Here is a 16,205-nt window from a genome sequence, read left to right as displayed (position 1 = left end):
GAGAGGGTGGAGGGTCGCCATTCCCGATGGGCCGGGCCGGCGCGCACGCTCTCGCGGGGTTGCTTCCGGCAGGGAATCCCCTGCCTTCGGCGAATAAGTCGGGACGTAGCGAGTGATTGTGCCGAACGTCGACGCGTCGTCGAGTCCAAGGCCACTTGAGGTTATATGGTCAAGCCACACGGATCATTAGTACAGGTTAGCTCAACGCATTGCTGCGCTTACACACCCTGCCTATCAACCACCTGGTCTTGATGGTTCCTTCAGGGGGCTTGTGCCCCGGGAGATCTCATCTTGAGGCGCGCTTCCCGCTTAGATGCTTTCAGCGGTTATCGCTTCCGAACATAGCTACCCGGCAATGCCACTGGCGTGACAACCGGAACACCAGAGGTTCGTCCACTCCGGTCCTCTCGTACTAGGAGCAGCCCCTCTCAAATCTCCAACGCCCATGGCAGATAGGGACCGAACTGTCTCACGACGTTCTGAACCCAGCTCGCGTACCACTTTAAATGGCGAACAGCCATACCCTTGGGACCGACTACAGCCCCAGGATGTGATGAGCCGACATCGAGGTGCCAAACACCGCCGTCGATATGAACTCTTGGGCGGTATCAGCCTGTTATCCCCGGAGTACCTTTTATCCGTTGAGCGATGGCCCTTCCATACAGAACCACCGGATCACTAAGTCCTACTTTCGTACCTGCTTGATCCGTCGATCTTGCAGTCAAGCACGCTTATGCCTTTGCACACAGTGCGCGATGTCCGACCGCGCTGAGCGTACCTTCGAGCTCCTCCGTTACTCTTTGGGAGGAGACCGCCCCAGTCAAACTACCCACCATACACGGTCCCCGACCCGGATTACGGGCCCAGGTTAGAACGTCAAGCACGACAGGGTGGTATTTCAAGGTTGGCTCCACCCCAGCTAGCGCCAGGGTTTCACAGCCTCCCACCTATCCTACACAGACGAACTCAACGTTCAGTGTAAAGCTATAGTAAAGGTTCACGGGGTCTTTCCGTCTTGCCACGGGAACGCTGCATCTTCACAGCGATTTCAATTTCACTGAGTCTCGGGTGGAGACAGCGCCGCTGTCGTTACGCCATTCGTGCAGGTCGGAACTTACCCGACAAGGAATTTCGCTACCTTAGGACCGTTATAGTTACGGCCGCCGTTTACTGGGGCTTCGATCAAGAGCTTCGCCTTGCGGCTGACCCCATCAATTAACCTTCCAGCACCGGGCAGGCGTCACACCCTATACGTCCACTTTCGTGTTTGCAGAGTGCTGTGTTTTTGATAAACAGTCGCAGCGGCCTGGTCACTGCGGCCCCTCTCAGCCCAGCTACGCATGTAGCCACCAAAAAGGGCGCACCTTCTCCCGAAGTTACGGTGCCATGTTGCCTAGTTCCTTCACCCGAGTTCTCTCAAGCGCCTGAGAATTCTCATCCTGCCCACCTGTGTCGGTTTACGGTACGGTCTGCGCAAGCTGAAGCTTAGGAGCTTTTCCTGGAAGCGTGGTATCAGTCACTTCGCTCAAAATGAGCTCGTCTCGGTGCTCGGTGTAGAGGATCCCGGATTTGCCTAAGATCCACACCTACCGCCTTTCCCCGGGACAACCAACGCCCGGTAGACCTAACCTTCTCCGTCCCTCCATCGCACTTGCGCGAGGTGCTGGAATATTAACCAGCTTCCCATCGACTACGCATTTCTGCCTCGCCTTAGGGGCCGACTCACCCTGCGCCGATTAACGTTGCGCAAGGAAACCTTGGGCTTTCGGCGTGCGGGCTTTTCACCCGCATTATCGTTACTCATGTCAGCATTCGCACTTCCGATACCTCCACGGAACTTCTCAATTCCGCTTCGACGGCTTACGGAACGCTCCTCTACCGCGCACATTGCTGTGCACCCCAAGCTTCGGTTCCATGCTTAGCCCCGTTAAATCTTCCCCGCAGACCGACTCGACCAGTGAGCTATTACGCTTTCTTTAAAGGATGGCTGCTTCTAAGCCAACCTCCTGGCTGTCTGTGCCTTTCCACATGGTTTTCCACTTAGCATGGAATTTGGGACCTTAGCTGTGGGTCTGGGTTGTTTCCCTTTTCACGACGAACGTTAGCACCCGCCGTGTGTCTCCCGGATAGTACGTGCTGGTATTCGGAGTTTGCCATGGTTTGGTAAGTCGCAATGACCCCCTAGCCATAACAGTGCTCTACCCCCAGCAGTATTCGTCCGAGGCGCTACCTAAATAGCTTTCGAGGAGAACCAGCTATCTCCGGGTTCGATTAGCTTTTCACTCCTAATCACACCTCATCCCCTACCTTTGCAACGGGAGTGGGTTCGGGCCTCCAGTACCTGTTACGGTACCTTCACCCTGGGCATGACTAGATCACCCGGTTTCGGGTCTACTGCCTGCGACTATGCGCCCTTATCAGACTCGGTTTCCCTTCGCCTCCCCTATACGGTTAAGCTCGCCACAAACAGTAAGTCGCTGACCCATTATACAAAAGGTACGCCGTCACCCTTGCGGGCTCCGACTGCTTGTACGCACACGGTTTCAGGATCTATTTCACTCCCTTCACCAGGGTTCTTTTCGCCTTTCCCTCACGGTACTGGTTCACTATCGGTCGGTCAGGAGTATTTAGCCTTGGAGGATGGTCCCCCCATGTTCAGACAGGGTTTCACGTGCCCCGCCCTACTCACTTTTCATCGATCTGGCTCTTTCGCATACAGGGCTGTCACCTGCTATGGCCAACCTTTCCAGGTTGTTTTGCTAGCACCAGGCCGACTTTTGGGCTAGTCCCCGTTCGCTCGTCGCTACTGGGGGAATCTCGGTTGATTTCTTTTCCTCCGGTTACTTAGATATTTCAGTTCACCGGGTTCGCCTCCAATGGTTATGTATTCGCCATTGGATACTCCTTGCGGAGTGGGTTTCCCCATTCGGACATTGCCGGATCAAAGCTTGTTGCCAGCTCCCCGACACTTTTCGCAGGCTGCCACGTCCTTCATCGCCTCTGACCGCCAAGGCATCCACCGTGTGCGCTTATTCGCTTGACCATATAACCCCAAGTCGCCTCGGGATCAATGTTGCGAACATCACAACAACAACTTCAATAAAGGCGTCCTTCGACGCCTCGCCTTAGCCTCTACGACACGTCTGGACATTCGTCTCAAACGCTCGCTACATCCCATTTGTCAAAGAACGCAGTCCGGCTTCAGCGCCAGGCCGCTTCAAGATCGATATGTGTGCGTGGTGACATCCAAGAGAGTGGTGGGTCTGGGAGGACTCGAACCACCGGCCTCACCCTTATCAGGGGTGCGCTCTAACCACCTGAGCTACAGACCCAAGGTTTTCCTTGGAAAGTCCGCGCAAGAAATACGCGGGCTTTTGCGGAGGGCTCCGCATAACGCCAGATGGTGGAGCCAGTCGGGATCGAACCGACGACCCCCTGCTTGCAAAGCAGGTGCTCTCCCAGCTGAGCTATGGCCCCAATGCGGTTTTCGAGCCGCGGGACTCACTCTTGGATGCAGGTCACTTGTGCGGACGCCTGACAGGCAATTTTCTGTCTTTGGTCTCTAAAGGAGGTGATCCAGCCGCACCTTCCGATACGGCTACCTTGTTACGACTTCACCCCAGTCATGAATCACACCGTGGTAACCGTCCTCCCGAAGGTTAGACTAGCTACTTCTGGTGCAACCCACTCCCATGGTGTGACGGGCGGTGTGTACAAGGCCCGGGAACGTATTCACCGCAGCAATGCTGATCTGCGATTACTAGCGATTCCGACTTCACGGAGTCGAGTTGCAGACTCCGATCCGGACTGAGAGAAGGTTTCTGGGATTGGCTCCCCCTCGCGGGATCGCGGCCCTCTGTCCTTCCCATTGTAGTACGTGTGTAGCCCTGGCCGTAAGGGCCATGATGACTTGACGTCATCCCCACCTTCCTCCGGTTTGTCACCGGCGGTCTCCTTAGAGTTCCCACCATTACGTGCTGGCAACTAAGGACAAGGGTTGCGCTCGTTGCGGGACTTAACCCAACATCTCACGACACGAGCTGACGACAGCCATGCAGCACCTGTCTCACGGTTCCCGAAGGCACCAATCCATCTCTGGAAAGTTCCGTGGATGTCAAGGCCAGGTAAGGTTCTGCGCGTTGCATCGAATTAAACCACATACTCCACCGCTTGTGCGGGCCCCCGTCAATTCCTTTGAGTTTCAGTCTTGCGACCGTACTCCCCAGGCGGCGAACTTAACGCGTTAGCTTCGATACTGAGAGCCTAGTTGCTCCCAACATCCAGTTCGCATCGTTTAGGGCGTGGACTACCAGGGTATCTAATCCTGTTTGCTCCCCACGCTTTCGTGCCTCAGTGTCAGTGCTGGTCCAGATGGCCGCCTTCGCCACGGATGTTCCTCCCGATCTCTACGCATTTCACTGCTACACCGGGAATTCCGCCATCCTCTACCGCACTCTAGCCCGCCAGTATCCAATGCAATTCCCAGGTTGAGCCCAGGGCTTTCACATCAGACTTAACGAACCACCTACGCACGCTTTACGCCCAGTAATTCCGAGTAACGCTTGCACCCTTCGTATTACCGCGGCTGCTGGCACGAAGTTAGCCGGTGCTTATTCTTCCGGTACCGTCAGGACTTCCGGGTATTAACCGAAAGCTTTTCTTTCCGGACAAAAGAGCTTTACAACCCGAGGGCCTTCTTCACTCACGCGGCATGGCTGGATCAGGCTTGCGCCCATTGTCCAATATTCCCCACTGCTGCCTCCCGTAGGAGTCTGGACCGTGTCTCAGTTCCAGTGTGGCTGATCATCCTCTCAGACCAGCTACGGATCGTCGCCTTGGTGGGCCGTTACCCCGCCAACAAGCTAATCCGACATCGGCTCATCCAATCGCGCAAGGTCTTGCGATCCCCTGCTTTCACCCGAAGGTCGTATGCGGTATTAGTCCCGGTTTCCCGAGGTTATCCCCCACGACTGGGCAGATTCCGATGTATTCCTCACCCGTCCGCCACTCGCCACCCGGGGAGCAAGCTCCCCTGTGCTGCCGTTCGACTTGCATGTGTTAGGCCTGCCGCCAGCGTTCACTCTGAGCCAGGATCAAACTCTTCACTTAAGTTTTGCGGCTTCCGCCCCGAAGGACGTCGGCCAATCTCTTGAGTGCAGTCGTCGTCACCGAGCTCCTGAATCACTCGCTGCAATTTCTTGCATGAATTGATTTGGAGACTCTGTTACGAACGCCCTGCAAATGGACAGTCATCCACCCGCCAGACGCCCGCACAAGTCACCTGCGCACACTGTCAAAGATCGTGGAACCGGCCTCAGCGCCTGGTCCCGTCCTCGCCACCGAAGTGCCCGAGGGAGCCGCACATGATACATGCCTTTTCGGGAACGTCAACACCCGGTGAGGGGCTTTTTTTCGTTCCCGCCGGTCCGCACTGGAAGCCGAGCCGGCAAGGGGCGCGCATTGTGCATCGCGGCCACGAATTTGGGAAGGGGGGCCAGCGGCTTGACGGCGACGGGCAGCGCGCGGAAGGTCGCCGGACCCCCTCCGGAATCCCTGCCATGCGTCCGACCGCCCATCTGCTGACCTGCCTGCTGCCGCTCGTGCTCGCCGGCTGCGCCAGCGCCGGCGGCGCGTGGGTGGAGCTGGCCGGGCATCGCTACGGCGTGGAAGTCGCCGACGACGACGCTGAACGCGCGCGCGGCCTGATGTTCCGCGACCGGCTCGCCGCCGACCGCGGCATGCTCTTCATCCACGAACGCGAGGAACCACAGTCGTACTGGATGAAGAACACCCGCATTCCGCTGGACATCCTCTACTTCGACGACGCCCGCAGGCTCGTCTCCCAGCAGCGCGACGTGCCGCCCTGCGCGCTGGGCGACGCCTGTCCGCCGTATCCGAGTCAGGCGCCGGCGCGCTACGTGCTCGAACTCAACGCCGGCGAGGCCGCGCGCCTGGGTCTGCAACAGGGCACGCGATTGCGCTTCGGACCGGGCATCGCGCACGCGCCCTGAACGCGCGGCCGCAAGGGCTTGCGCCGCGTTTGCGCGCGGTGCAGGCTTGCCCCATGTGCGCAGGCTTCGAGCTTCCCGACTGGAACTCGCTCGCGGGGCAGGAAGACGACGCCCTGCCGCTGCTCGGTGCCGCGCTGCTGATCGCGCGCGACGAATATCCGCAGCTCGACGCCGACCTCTACGACAGCCTCCTGCAGAGCCACGCCGACGCGTTGCGCGAGCGGATCGACGCGATCGAACCGCTGCCGCTGAAGATGCAGGCGATCAACCGCCACCTGTTCGAGGAGCTCGGCTACGCCGGCAACCGCGAGGAGTACTACGACCCGCGCAACAGCTACCTCAACGAAGTGTTCGAACGCCGGCTCGGCAATCCGATCTCGCTGGCGCTGGTGCACATGGAAGTCGCGCACCGGCTCGGCCTGCCGCTGGACGGGGTCTCCTTTCCCGGTCATTTCCTGGTGCGGCTGTCGGTGGGCGACGGGATGCTGGTGATGGACCCGTTCAACCGCGGCCGGCCGCTGGACGAGGACGAACTGCGCCAACGCGCCAGCCCGCACCTGGGCGGCGAGCTGCCCGACGACGAGGCACTGTACCGGATCCTGCACCCGGCCTCGCACCGGGCGATCCTGATGCGGATGCTGCGCAACCTGCACGGCGTGTACGCCGATCGCGACGACTGGGAACGCGCCGTGCGCTGCGCGGACCGCATCCTCACCCTGGCGCCGGACAATGCCGAGGCGCTGCGCGACCGCGGCCTGGGCTACTTCAAGCTCGGCCATCGCCACGGCGCCCGCCACGATCTCGGCCGCTACCTGCAGCTGCACCCGCAGGCGGCCGATGCCGGCACCCTGCGCGAGCGCGTGGTCGAACTGAGCAGCGGCAGCGCCAGGCCGAACTGAAGCCCGCGCCGATTGCCGATGGTGGCCGGGCGCAACGAGCGAGCGGCCGTTACAGCGCCATCATCTCGAAATCGTCCTTGGTCACGCCGCAATCCGGGCAGGTCCAGGTATCCGGCACGTCCTCCCAGCGCGTCCCGGGCGCGAGGCCCTCTTCCGGCAGGCCCGCCGCCTCGTCGTAGACGAAGCCGCACACCACGCACATCCAGGTGCGGTAGGCGGCGGGGGCGGGGGCGGTGGAGACGGCTGCGTTCATCGGTGCTGGCGGGCGCGGGAAGGCGCCATTGTCCCACCAGCGACATGCGGCCGGAAGCCGGATAATGCCCGCCGTCCCGCGAATTCACCCCAGCCTCAGCCAGATGCCCCCATCTCACCGCACGCCGTCGTTGCGCGGCCGCCCAACACCGCGCGGCCTGTACCTGATCACGCCCGACGAACCCGACGACGCACGGCTGCTGGCACGAGTCGCGCCGCTGCTCCCGTTCGCGACCTGGCTGCAGTACCGCAACAAGGCCGCCGGTCCGGCGCTGCGCGCGCGCCAGGCCGCCGCGCTGCAGCCCCTGTGCGCCGCCGCCGGCGTGCCGCTGATCGTGAACGACGACGTCGCCCTGGCGGCCGCCGTCGGCGCCGCCGGCGTGCACCTGGGCGAGGACGACGGCGACCTTGCCGCGGCGCGCGCGCGGCTGGGGGCGAACACGATCATCGGCGTGTCCTGCTACGACGATGCCGGCCGCGCCCGCACGCTGGCGGCGGCCGGGGCCGATTACCTCGCCTTCGGCGCGTTCTTCCCTTCGCAGACCAAGCCCGGCGCGCGGCGCGCGCAACCGGCGCTGCTGCGGCAGGCCGCGCCGCTGGGCCTGCCGCGGGTGGCGATCGGCGGGATTACCCCGGACAATGCGCCGGCGCTGGTCGCCGCCGGCGCCGACCTGATCGCCGTCATCGGCGGCGTGTTCGACGCGCCCGACCCGATTGCCGCCGCGCGTGCCTGCCGCGCCCTGTTCGCCTGACCGCACGAGATCCCCATGCCCGCCGACCGCCTCGATACCCGCCAGTCGCACGCCCTGTTCGCCCGCGCCACCGCGCTGATGCCCGGGGGCGTCAACTCGCCGGTGCGCGCGTTCAGGTCGGTCGGCGGCGAACCGTTTTTCGCGCAGCGCGCGCAGGGGCCGTACCTGTTCGACGTCGACGGCAATCGCTACATCGACTACGTGGGTTCCTGGGGGCCGATGATCGTCGGCCACAACCATCCCGCGGTGCTGGACGCGGTGATCCGCGCCGCACGCGACGGCCTGAGCTTCGGCGTGCCCAATCCACTGGAAGTGACGATGGCCGAGACCCTGGCGCGGCTGGTGCCCTCGTGCGAGATGGTGCGCATGGTCAACTCCGGCACCGAGGCTACGCTGTCGGCGATCCGCCTCGCCCGCGGCGCGACGGGGCGCAGCCGCATCGTCAAGTTCGAGGGCTGCTACCACGGCCACGGCGACAGCTTCCTGGTCAAGGCCGGCAGCGGCGCACTGACCTTCGGCGTGCCGACCTCGCCGGGCGTGCCCAAGGCCCTGGCCGACCTGACACTGACCCTGCCGTACAACGATTTCGATGCGGCCACCGCGTTGTTCGACGCCTGCGGCGACGACATCGCCGGGCTGATCATCGAACCGGTCGTGGGCAACGCCAACTGCCTGCCGCCGCGCGCGGGCTTCCTGCAGCACCTGCGCGCGCTGTGCACGCAGCACGGGACCGTGCTGATCTTCGACGAGGTAATGACCGGGTTCCGGGTCGCGCTCGGCGGCGCGCAGGCACGCTACGGCGTGACCCCGGACCTGACCACGTTCGGCAAGATCATCGGCGGCGGCATGCCGGTCGGCGCCTACGGCGGCCGTCGCGAGCTGATGGCGCAGATCGCGCCGAGCGGGCCGATCTACCAGGCCGGCACGCTCAGCGGCAACCCGGTGGCGATGGCCGCCGGCCTGGCGATGCTGGAACTGATCCAGGCGCCGGGCTTCCACGCCGCGCTGGAAGCGAACACCAACGCCCTGTGCGATGGCCTGGAGGCCGCGGCGCGCGCGGCCGGCGTGCCGTTCACGACCAACCGCGTCGGCGGCATGTTCGGGCTGTTCTTCAGCGGCGAGCAGGTCGACACCTACGCCCAGGCGATCGCCTGCAACAGCGCCGCGTTCAACCGCTTCTTCCACGCCATGCTGCAGCGTGGCGTGTATCTGGCGCCGTCGGCGTTCGAAGCCGGCTTCCTGTCCAGCGCCCACGACGAGGACGTCATCGCCACGACCCTCGCCGCCGCCCGCGAAGCGTTCGCCGCGGCCGCCGGCTGACGCGGGGACGCGCCCGGATCTTTCGGCCCGGGGTTTTCCGCGTACGCGCCAGGCGCGCGCGCGCACCGGTCCCCGGACGCGCGCCGCCGTTGCGGCAGGCGTCGCAGCGCGGACGCCGCGCATCGACGACAATCGCAGCCACCCGGACAGTCCCTGTCGACCGCGCCACCGGCGCGCGGCCCAGCGGTGGCCGGCCGCAGCCACAGGAGAGCCCGCCGATGCGACTGGAGACCCTTGCCGTGCACGCCGGCGCCGAACCGGATGCCGAAACCGGCGCCCTGGCGCCGCCCATCCACCTGTCCACCACCTTCCGCCACGGCCCCGCAGCCGAGCGCATCGCCGGCTACGAATACCAGCGCGAAGGCAACCCGACCCAGGACCGGCTCGAGGCTGCGCTGGCCGCGCTCGAGGGCGGCGCGGCCGCACTCGCCTTCGCCTCTGGCATGGCCGCGATCGCCGGGCTGCTGGAAATCCTGCCGCCGGGCGCGCGCGTGCTGCTGCCCGACGACTGCTACAGCGGCCTGCGCAACCTGGCCACGCAATTCCTGCCGCAACGCGGGGCGACGGTGGCATTCGTCGACATGGCCGACCTGGCCGCGGTCGAAGCGGCCTGCGCGCCTGCGACCACGCTGCTGTGGCTGGAAACGCCGTCCAATCCGCTGCTGAAGCTCGCCGACATCGCCGCCGTGGCCCGGATCGCGCACGCGCACGGCGCCGTGCTGGCGTGCGACAACACCTTCGCCACCCCGGTGCTGCAGCAGCCGCTGGCGCTGGGCGCGGACGTGGTGATGCACTCCACCACCAAGTACTTCGGCGGCCACAGCGACGTGCTCGGCGGCGCGCTGGTGTTCGCGCGCCGAGACGCGCTGTTCGACGCCGCCCTGCATCGCCGCCACCTGGCCGGCGCGGTGCTGGCGCCGTTCAGCGCCTGGCTGACGCTGCGCGGCTGCCGCTCGCTGGCCGCGCGCATGGCGCTGCACTGCGCCAATGCGCGCAAGCTGGCAGAGTTCCTGGCCGCGCAGCCGGCGGTGGCGCGGGTCAACTGGCCGGGCCTGGCCACGCACCCGGGTCACGCCGTGGCCACCGCACAGATGCGCGATTACGGCGCGATGCTCAGCATCCACCTGCGTGGTGGCCGCGAGGCGGCGCTGGCCGTCGCCGGGCGGCTGCGGCTGTTCCTCAATGCGACCTCGCTGGGCGGCTGCGAATCGCTGGTCGAGCATCGCGGGTCCACCGAAGGCGCCCACCCGGTCTCGCCGCAGGATCTGCTGCGCCTGTCGGTGGGGCTGGAGCACGCCGACGACCTGATCGCCGACTGGGCGCAGGCGCTGGCTGCGGCCTGAGCGGCCCCGGGGCGGGCGGTCGCGAGGCCTTCGACCGCGATCGCGACCGACGTCGCTCCTACCAACTGCCGGTGTTGGCCATCGATGCCCACGGCTCGCGCGGCGGCAACGGCGCGCCGGCCTGCAGCAGCTCGATCGAGATCCGGTCCGGCGAGCGCACGAACGCCATGTGACCGTCGCGCGGCGGGCGATTGATCGTCACCCCCAGCGCCTGCAGGTGCGCGCAGGTCGCGTAGATGTCCTCGACCCGGAACGCGAGGTGGCCGAAATTGCGCGCGCTGCCGTAGTCCCCGGTGGTCCCGTCCGCGGCCGGCCAGTTGTAGGTCAGCTCGATCTCGGCGTCCGGCGTCTCGTCGCAGGAGAGGAACACCAGCGTGAAGCGGCCGCCGGCGTTGTCCATCCGCCGCACCTCGCGCAGGCCCAGGCCGTCGCAGTAGAAGCGCAGCGAGGCGTCCAGGTCGCGCACCCGGACCATGGTGTGCAGGTATCTCATCGACGCCTCCGCATCGGCTCGGCCCGGCCGACCCGGCTCAGTCCAGGAACAGGTCCGGCAGCGGCGGCTGCGCAGGATCCACCGCGTAGCGCGAAAGCTCGGTGATGCCGGCCTCGCCCAGCACCTCCTCGTCGATCAGGAAGCGGCCGCTGAAGCCGCGGGCCGGGCGCACCAGGATCGCGTGCGCGGCGTCGGCGACGATCTCCGGGGTGCGGCAGCGCGCCGGATCGACCCCGGGCAGCATGTTGATCGCGTCGGTGGCGATCACCGTGCGCGGCCACAACGCATTGACCGCCACGCCCTGCGGGCCGAATTCGGCGGCCAGGCCCAGGGTGACGAGGCTCATGCCCATCTTCGCCAGGGTGTAGCCGGTGTGCGGCCCCCACCACTTCGGATCCAGCGACGGCGGCGGCGCCAGGGTCAGGATGTGCGGGTTGCGCGCCTGCAGCAATTGCGGCAGGCAGGCCTGCGCGCACAGGAAGCTGCCGCGCGCATTGACCTGCTGCATCAGGTCGAAGCGCTTCATCGGCGTGTCCAGGGTGCCGCGCAGCCAGATCGCGCTGGCGTTGTTGACCAGGATGTCGAGGCCGCCGAAGGCGTCGACCGTGGCCGCGACCGCGGCGCGCACCGCGCCCTCGTCGCGGATGTCGCACTTGAGCGCGAGCGCGCGGCCGCCGGCCGCCTCCACTTCCGCGGCGACGCTGTGGATGGTGCCGGGCAGTTTCGGGTTGGCGACGTCGGACTTGGCGGCGATCGCGACGTTGGCGCCGTCGCGCGCCGCGCGCAGCGCGATCGCGCGGCCGATGCCGCGCGAGGCGCCGGTGATGAACAGGGTCTTGCCGGACAGCGTGCTCATGGGGACTCCGGGAGCGGGCGAAAACGGCGCAAGCGCATGCGCGGACGCGCCGACGAGGGTGAACCCGTCGCTGCAGTGTAGACGACCGCACCGCCACGGCGCGGCATAATTGCCCGATGCCCAGCGCCTGGTTCGACAACGCCGTTGCCTGGATCAGCGCGCACCCGGTCGCCGCCGGCGGGCTGATCTTCCTGATCGCCTTCTGCGACGCGCTGGCCGTGGTCGGGATCGCGGTGCCGGCACTGCCGTTGCTGTTCGCGGTCGGGGCGCTGGTCGGCCTCGGCCATGTCTCCGGCCCGTACGCGATCGCCTGCGCGGCGCTGGGCGCGCTGCTGGGCGACGCGCTGAGCTTCTGGATCGGCCGCCGCTGGGGCCCGCACCTGCGCGAGCACTGGCCGTTCCGCCGCTATCCGCAACTGCTCGACCGCGGCGAGGCGCTGTTCCGCCGCCACGGCAGCAAGGGCATCGTGATCGCGCGCTATGTCGGCGCGGTGCGGCCGTTCGTGCCGGCGGTGGCGGGAATGCTGCGGATGCCGCTGCGGCGCTACCTGCCGGCCAGCGCGTTCGCGGCGCTGACCTGGGCGGCGGCGTTCCTGGCCCCGGGCTGGCTGTTCGGCGCCTCCTACGACGCGGTGGCGGCGGTCGCCGACCGCCTCGCGCTGGTGTTGCTGGCGCTGCTGGCGGTGCTGGCGCTGGCCTGGGCGGCGGTGCTGTACACCTGGCGCTGGTTCGCCGACCGCGCCGATGCGCTGCTGGCACGCGCCCTGCGCTGGAGCCGGTCGCATCCGCGCCTGGGCCGTTATGCGGTCGCGCTGATCGACCCCAACCGGCCGGAATCGGCCTCGCTGGCGCTGCTGGCGGCCTGCCTGCTGGCGATCGGCTGGGCCTGGTTCGCGCTGCTGGCGGTGGTGCTGGCGCGCGGCGGCCCGTTGCTGCTGGACCGCAACGTGCACGCGGCGATGCTGGCGCTGCGCAACCCGCTGGCCGACCGCTTGATGGCGGCGCTGGCCTCGCTGGGCGATGCCGCGGTGCTGCTGCCGGCCTGCGTGCTGGTGCTGGGCTGGCTGCTGTGGCGGCGCCGTTTCATCGCCGCCGCTTACTGGCTCGGCGCGCTCGCCTTCGGCCTGGCGCTCACCGCCTGGCTGGGCGCCGTGGTGGAGATGCCGCGGCCGCCGACCGCGCCGGCCGGCTTCGGCTTCCCGTCGATCGCGGTGACGATGGCGACGATCGTGTTCGGCTTCTTCGCGGTGCTGGTCGCGCGCGCCCTGCCCGGGCGCCGGCGGGTGTGGCCGTACCTGATCGGCGGGGCGCTGGTCGCGATGCTCGGTTTCGCGCGCCTGTATCTGGGCGCGCACTGGCTCAGCGACGTGGTCGGCGGCATCCTGCTGGGGATCGCGTGGCTGCTGCTGCTGGGCCTCGCCTACCGCCGGCACGTGGCGCGCGCGCTGTGGATGCGGCCGCTGGCGGGCCTGTTCTACGGCGCGGTCGCCGCGGCGGCGCTGTGGCACGCGCCGCGCGCGGTGGATCCGCTGCTGGCGTGGTTCCACGCGCCGGTGCCGGGCCTGGTGCTCGACGCCGCGGCGTGGTGGGACGCCGACGCCTGGCGGGCATTACCGGCGCAACGCAACGAGCGCGACCCCAGCCGCCGCTGGCCGCTGGACGTCCAGGTCGCCGGCCCGCTGGCGCCGCTGCGGGCCCGGCTGCTGGCGCAGGGCTGGCGCGAGCAGCCGCAGGCGGACTGGGTCGCCACGCTCGGCCTGCTCGACGAGGACCGCGACCCGGCGCGGCAGCCGGTGCTGCCGGCCACGCTGGACGCCGAGGCCGAAGCGCTGCTGCTGCGCCGCCCCGGCGCACAAGCCGACGAAATCCAGGTGCTGCGGTTGTGGCCGGCGCCGGCGCTGCTGGACGACGGCACGCCATTGTGGCTGGGCGGCACCCAGACCTTGCGCTACGCGCGCCCGTTCGATGCCTTCGGCCTGTGGCGACCGCAGGCCGACGACGGCCGCGCGCACGCGCAGTTGCGCGAGGCGCTGGCGGGGCTGCCGCTGCGCGAGTCGGCGCCGGCGGACGCCGGCACCGCCGTGTTGCGGGTGAATCTGCGCACGGCACCGGCAGACGCATCCGGACGACGCCCGCCCGCCCCGCGGACGCAGGAGTCCAAACGCGGACATCCGGCGACTCCACGCGGGTGACGATTCCGCGGCGTGCCGGCGACGCGCCTGTCGCCAGGCCCGCCATCACTCCGGCAACGACCGCCGGACGCACGCGTCGCCCTTCCTGCGGGCGGATCCGGCCACGACTGCGCGTGCCGGCTTATTCCGGCAGCAGCGCCAGCAACTGCTGCAGGCGCGCGTGCGGATCGTCCTGCTGCAGCAGCGCCAGGCGCTGCCGTGCGGTCAGCGGCAACCACTCGGCCAGCCGCCAGCCGACCCAGGCCGCGTCGTCCAGCTGCGCCGGCGTGGGGTCGGCCTGTGCGCCGCCGGCCTGTTCCAGGATGCGCTGCAGCAGCAACGCCAGCAATGCGTGTTCGGGCCGCAGCTCCTCGTCGGGATCCGGAGCGCACCATTCCACCTCGCCCGTCACCACGCCGTCGGCGCGCACCCGGGTGCGGCGCACGCGGAAACGGCAGCCGCCGCGAATGCGCAAGGTCAGCACGCCGCCGGCATCGACGTCGAAATCCTCGATGCATGCCTCGGTGCCGTCTTCGGCCGGCGTCGCCGCAGCGTCGCCTGCCGCAGCTTCGGGCTCCGCAGCCGCGCGCTGCAGGCAGACCCCGAAGCTGCCGCCGGTGCGGCCGCAGGCGCGCAGCAGCGCCAGCTGGCGCGGCTCGCGCACGCGCAGCTCCAGCACCGCCCCGGGCAGCAGCACGGCCGGCAGCGGCAACAGGGCCAGACTCCGGGGGCGCGAATGCGCTGGCGTCGGCGGCATCGCCGCGGGGTCCGGCTCAGTCCTGCAAGGCGGCGAGAAAGCGGCGCGGCGCGCCGTCGAACCCGCCGTTGGACATGAACACGACGTGGTCGCCCTCGCGCACGCAGGCGCGCAGCGCGGCGACCAGCGCCGCGACGTCGGCCACCGCCACGCCCTCGCCGCGCAGGCCGGACACGACCTGGCCGGCGTCCCACGCCAGTTCCGGCCGCTGCAGGAACACCACCACGTCGGCTTCCGACAGCGACGGCGCCAGCGCCGCGGCGTGCGCCCCCAGGCGCATGGAATTGCTGCGCGGTTCCATCGCCACCACGATGCGCGCGCTGCCGACGCGCGCGCGCAGACCGGCCAGCGTGGTCGCGATCGCGGTCGGATGGTGGGCGAAGTCGTCGTAGACGGCGACGCCACGCGCCCGGCCGAGCAGTTCCAGCCGCCGCTTGATCCCGCCGAAGCCGTGCAGGGCCGGCAGCACCGCGGCCAGCTCCACGCCGACCGCGTGCGCGGCGGCCAGTGCCGCGAGCGCGTTCATCACGTTGTGACGGCCGAGCAGTGACCAGTGCACCGCGCCGACTTCGCGGCCCGCATGCAGCAGCACGAACGCGCTGCCGTCGTCGGCGAGCAGGCGCGCGCTCCAGTCGAAGTCGCCGTCCAGGCCGAAGGTTTCCACCGGCGTCCAGCAGCCCATCGCCAGCACTTCCGCGAGCCGCGCATCCTCGCCGTTGACGATCAGCCGGCCGCGCCGCGGCACGGTGCGCACCAGGTGATGGAACTGGCGCTGGATCGCGGCCACGTCCGGGAAGATGTCGGCGTGGTCGTATTCCAGGTTGTTGAGGATCGCCACCAGCGGCCGGTAGTGCACGAACTTGCTGCGCTTGTCGAAGAACGCGGTGTCGTACTCGTCGGCCTCGACCACGAACTCGCGACCGCTGCCCACGCGCGCGGACACGCCGAAGTCCCCGGCGACGCCGCCGATCAGGAACCCGGGCGCGCGCCCGGCCGCCTGCAGCAGGAAAGCGAGCAGGCTGGTGGTCGTGGTCTTGCCGTGGGTGCCGGCGACGGCCAGCGTGTCGCGGCCCGGCAGCACGTTTTCGGCCAGCCACTGCGCGCCGGAGGTGTAGGCACGGCCGTCGTCGAGCACCTGCTCGACCGCGGCGTTGCCGCGCGAGAGCGCATTGCCGATCACGACCTGGTCGCAGTCGGCGGAGATGTTGGCGGGCGTGTAGCCCTGGCGCAGCGCGATGCCGAGGGTTTCCAGCTGGGTCGACATCGGCGGATACACCGCTTGGTCGCTGCCTTCCACCGTGTGCCCGAGGTCGCGCGCCAGCGCGGCGACGCCGCCCATGAAGGTGCCGGC

Annotated in this window: 11 protein-coding genes, 2 tRNA genes and 2 rRNA genes; 6 read left to right on the top strand and 9 right to left on the bottom strand. The window is 67.6% G+C overall.

Annotated elements, in window-relative coordinates; translation table 11 throughout:
* Positions 1 to 165 precede the first annotated feature (165 nt).
* The 4 genes from D0Y53_RS02535 to D0Y53_RS02520 form a co-directional block, all read right to left on the bottom strand.
* Positions 166 to 3,043 (bottom strand): 23S ribosomal RNA (locus tag D0Y53_RS02535).
* A 212-nt stretch (positions 3,044 to 3,255) separates the two neighbouring features.
* Positions 3,256 to 3,332 (bottom strand) — tRNA-Ile (locus tag D0Y53_RS02530).
* 69 nt (positions 3,333 to 3,401) lie between these two features.
* Positions 3,402 to 3,477 (bottom strand) — tRNA-Ala (locus D0Y53_RS02525).
* Between the two features lie 87 nt (positions 3,478 to 3,564).
* Positions 3,565 to 5,109 (bottom strand): 16S ribosomal RNA (locus D0Y53_RS02520).
* The 16S and 23S rRNA genes sit together here with 2 tRNA genes alongside, the layout of an rRNA operon.
* Positions 5,110 to 5,558: 449 nt before the next feature.
* Between D0Y53_RS02520 and D0Y53_RS02515 the strand changes: the two genes are divergently transcribed.
* Together D0Y53_RS02515 and D0Y53_RS02510 are read left to right on the top strand one after the other, a co-directional pair.
* Positions 5,559 to 6,011, top strand: a complete 453-nt coding sequence (locus tag D0Y53_RS02515) for a DUF192 domain-containing protein (protein ID WP_117201628.1) — start codon at positions 5,559 to 5,561, stop codon at positions 6,009 to 6,011.
* Between the two features lie 53 nt (positions 6,012 to 6,064).
* Positions 6,065 to 6,910, top strand: a complete 846-nt coding sequence (locus D0Y53_RS02510; protein ID WP_117201627.1) for a SirB1 family protein — start codon at positions 6,065 to 6,067, stop codon at positions 6,908 to 6,910.
* A 49-nt stretch (positions 6,911 to 6,959) separates the two neighbouring features.
* Here the strand turns inward: D0Y53_RS02510 and D0Y53_RS02505 are convergent, their stop codons facing one another.
* Positions 6,960 to 7,163, bottom strand: coding sequence for a rubredoxin (locus tag D0Y53_RS02505; RefSeq protein ID WP_117201626.1), 204 nt, complete (start codon positions 7,161 to 7,163; stop codon positions 6,960 to 6,962).
* 103 nt (positions 7,164 to 7,266) lie between these two features.
* On the opposite strand from D0Y53_RS02505, the gene thiE reads away from it, so the two are divergent.
* The 3 genes from thiE (at position 7,267) to D0Y53_RS02490 (ending at position 10,577) form a co-directional block, all read left to right on the top strand.
* The gene (gene thiE, locus D0Y53_RS02500) at positions 7,267 to 7,914 is read left to right on the top strand and encodes a thiamine phosphate synthase (protein WP_386724572.1); all 648 of its coding nucleotides are present in this window, start codon (positions 7,267 to 7,269) and stop codon (positions 7,912 to 7,914) included.
* Positions 7,915 to 7,929: 15 nt separating this feature from the next.
* Positions 7,930 to 9,234 carry a glutamate-1-semialdehyde 2,1-aminomutase gene (gene hemL / locus D0Y53_RS02495; protein ID WP_117201624.1) on the top strand — a complete coding sequence of 435 codons (1,305 nt, stop codon included), beginning with the start codon at positions 7,930 to 7,932 and terminating at the stop codon, positions 9,232 to 9,234.
* A 218-nt stretch (positions 9,235 to 9,452) separates the two neighbouring features.
* Positions 9,453 to 10,577 carry a trans-sulfuration enzyme family protein gene (locus D0Y53_RS02490; protein WP_117201623.1) on the top strand — a complete coding sequence of 375 codons (1,125 nt, stop codon included), beginning with the start codon at positions 9,453 to 9,455 and terminating at the stop codon, positions 10,575 to 10,577.
* Positions 10,578 to 10,635: 58 nt separating this feature from the next.
* On the opposite strand, the gene D0Y53_RS02485 is transcribed toward D0Y53_RS02490, so the two are convergent.
* Both D0Y53_RS02485 and D0Y53_RS02480 read right to left on the bottom strand, forming a co-directional pair.
* Positions 10,636 to 11,070, bottom strand: a complete 435-nt coding sequence (locus D0Y53_RS02485; protein WP_117201622.1) for a VOC family protein — start codon at positions 11,068 to 11,070, stop codon at positions 10,636 to 10,638.
* Positions 11,071 to 11,107: 37 nt separating this feature from the next.
* A complete protein-coding gene (locus tag D0Y53_RS02480; protein ID WP_117201621.1) occupies positions 11,108 to 11,926 on the bottom strand; it encodes an SDR family oxidoreductase in 819 nt (272 codons plus the stop codon).
* A gap of 116 nt (positions 11,927 to 12,042) precedes the next feature.
* Here D0Y53_RS02480 and D0Y53_RS02475 point away from each other — a divergent pair, with 116 nt between their 5' ends.
* Positions 12,043 to 14,118, top strand: coding sequence for a bifunctional DedA family/phosphatase PAP2 family protein (locus tag D0Y53_RS02475; RefSeq protein ID WP_117201620.1), 2,076 nt, complete (start codon positions 12,043 to 12,045; stop codon positions 14,116 to 14,118).
* 121 nt (positions 14,119 to 14,239) lie between these two features.
* On the opposite strand, the gene D0Y53_RS02470 is transcribed toward D0Y53_RS02475, so the two are convergent.
* Positions 14,240 to 14,854, bottom strand: a complete 615-nt coding sequence (locus D0Y53_RS02470) for an LON peptidase substrate-binding domain-containing protein (RefSeq protein WP_117201619.1) — start codon at positions 14,852 to 14,854, stop codon at positions 14,240 to 14,242.
* 16 nt (positions 14,855 to 14,870) lie between these two features.
* Entirely contained in the window at positions 14,871 to 16,193 is a 1,323-nt protein-coding gene (mpl, locus tag D0Y53_RS02465) for a UDP-N-acetylmuramate:L-alanyl-gamma-D-glutamyl-meso-diaminopimelate ligase (protein WP_117201618.1), read from the bottom strand.
* Positions 16,194 to 16,205 lie beyond the last annotated feature (12 nt).

It is taken from the genome of Cognatiluteimonas weifangensis, from assembly GCF_003416885.1.
GTDB classification, from domain to species: domain Bacteria; phylum Pseudomonadota; class Gammaproteobacteria; order Xanthomonadales; family Xanthomonadaceae; genus Cognatiluteimonas; species Cognatiluteimonas weifangensis.
Note: the sequence above shows the minus strand (reverse complement) of the source record. Positions and strands in the feature narration are given on the sequence as shown.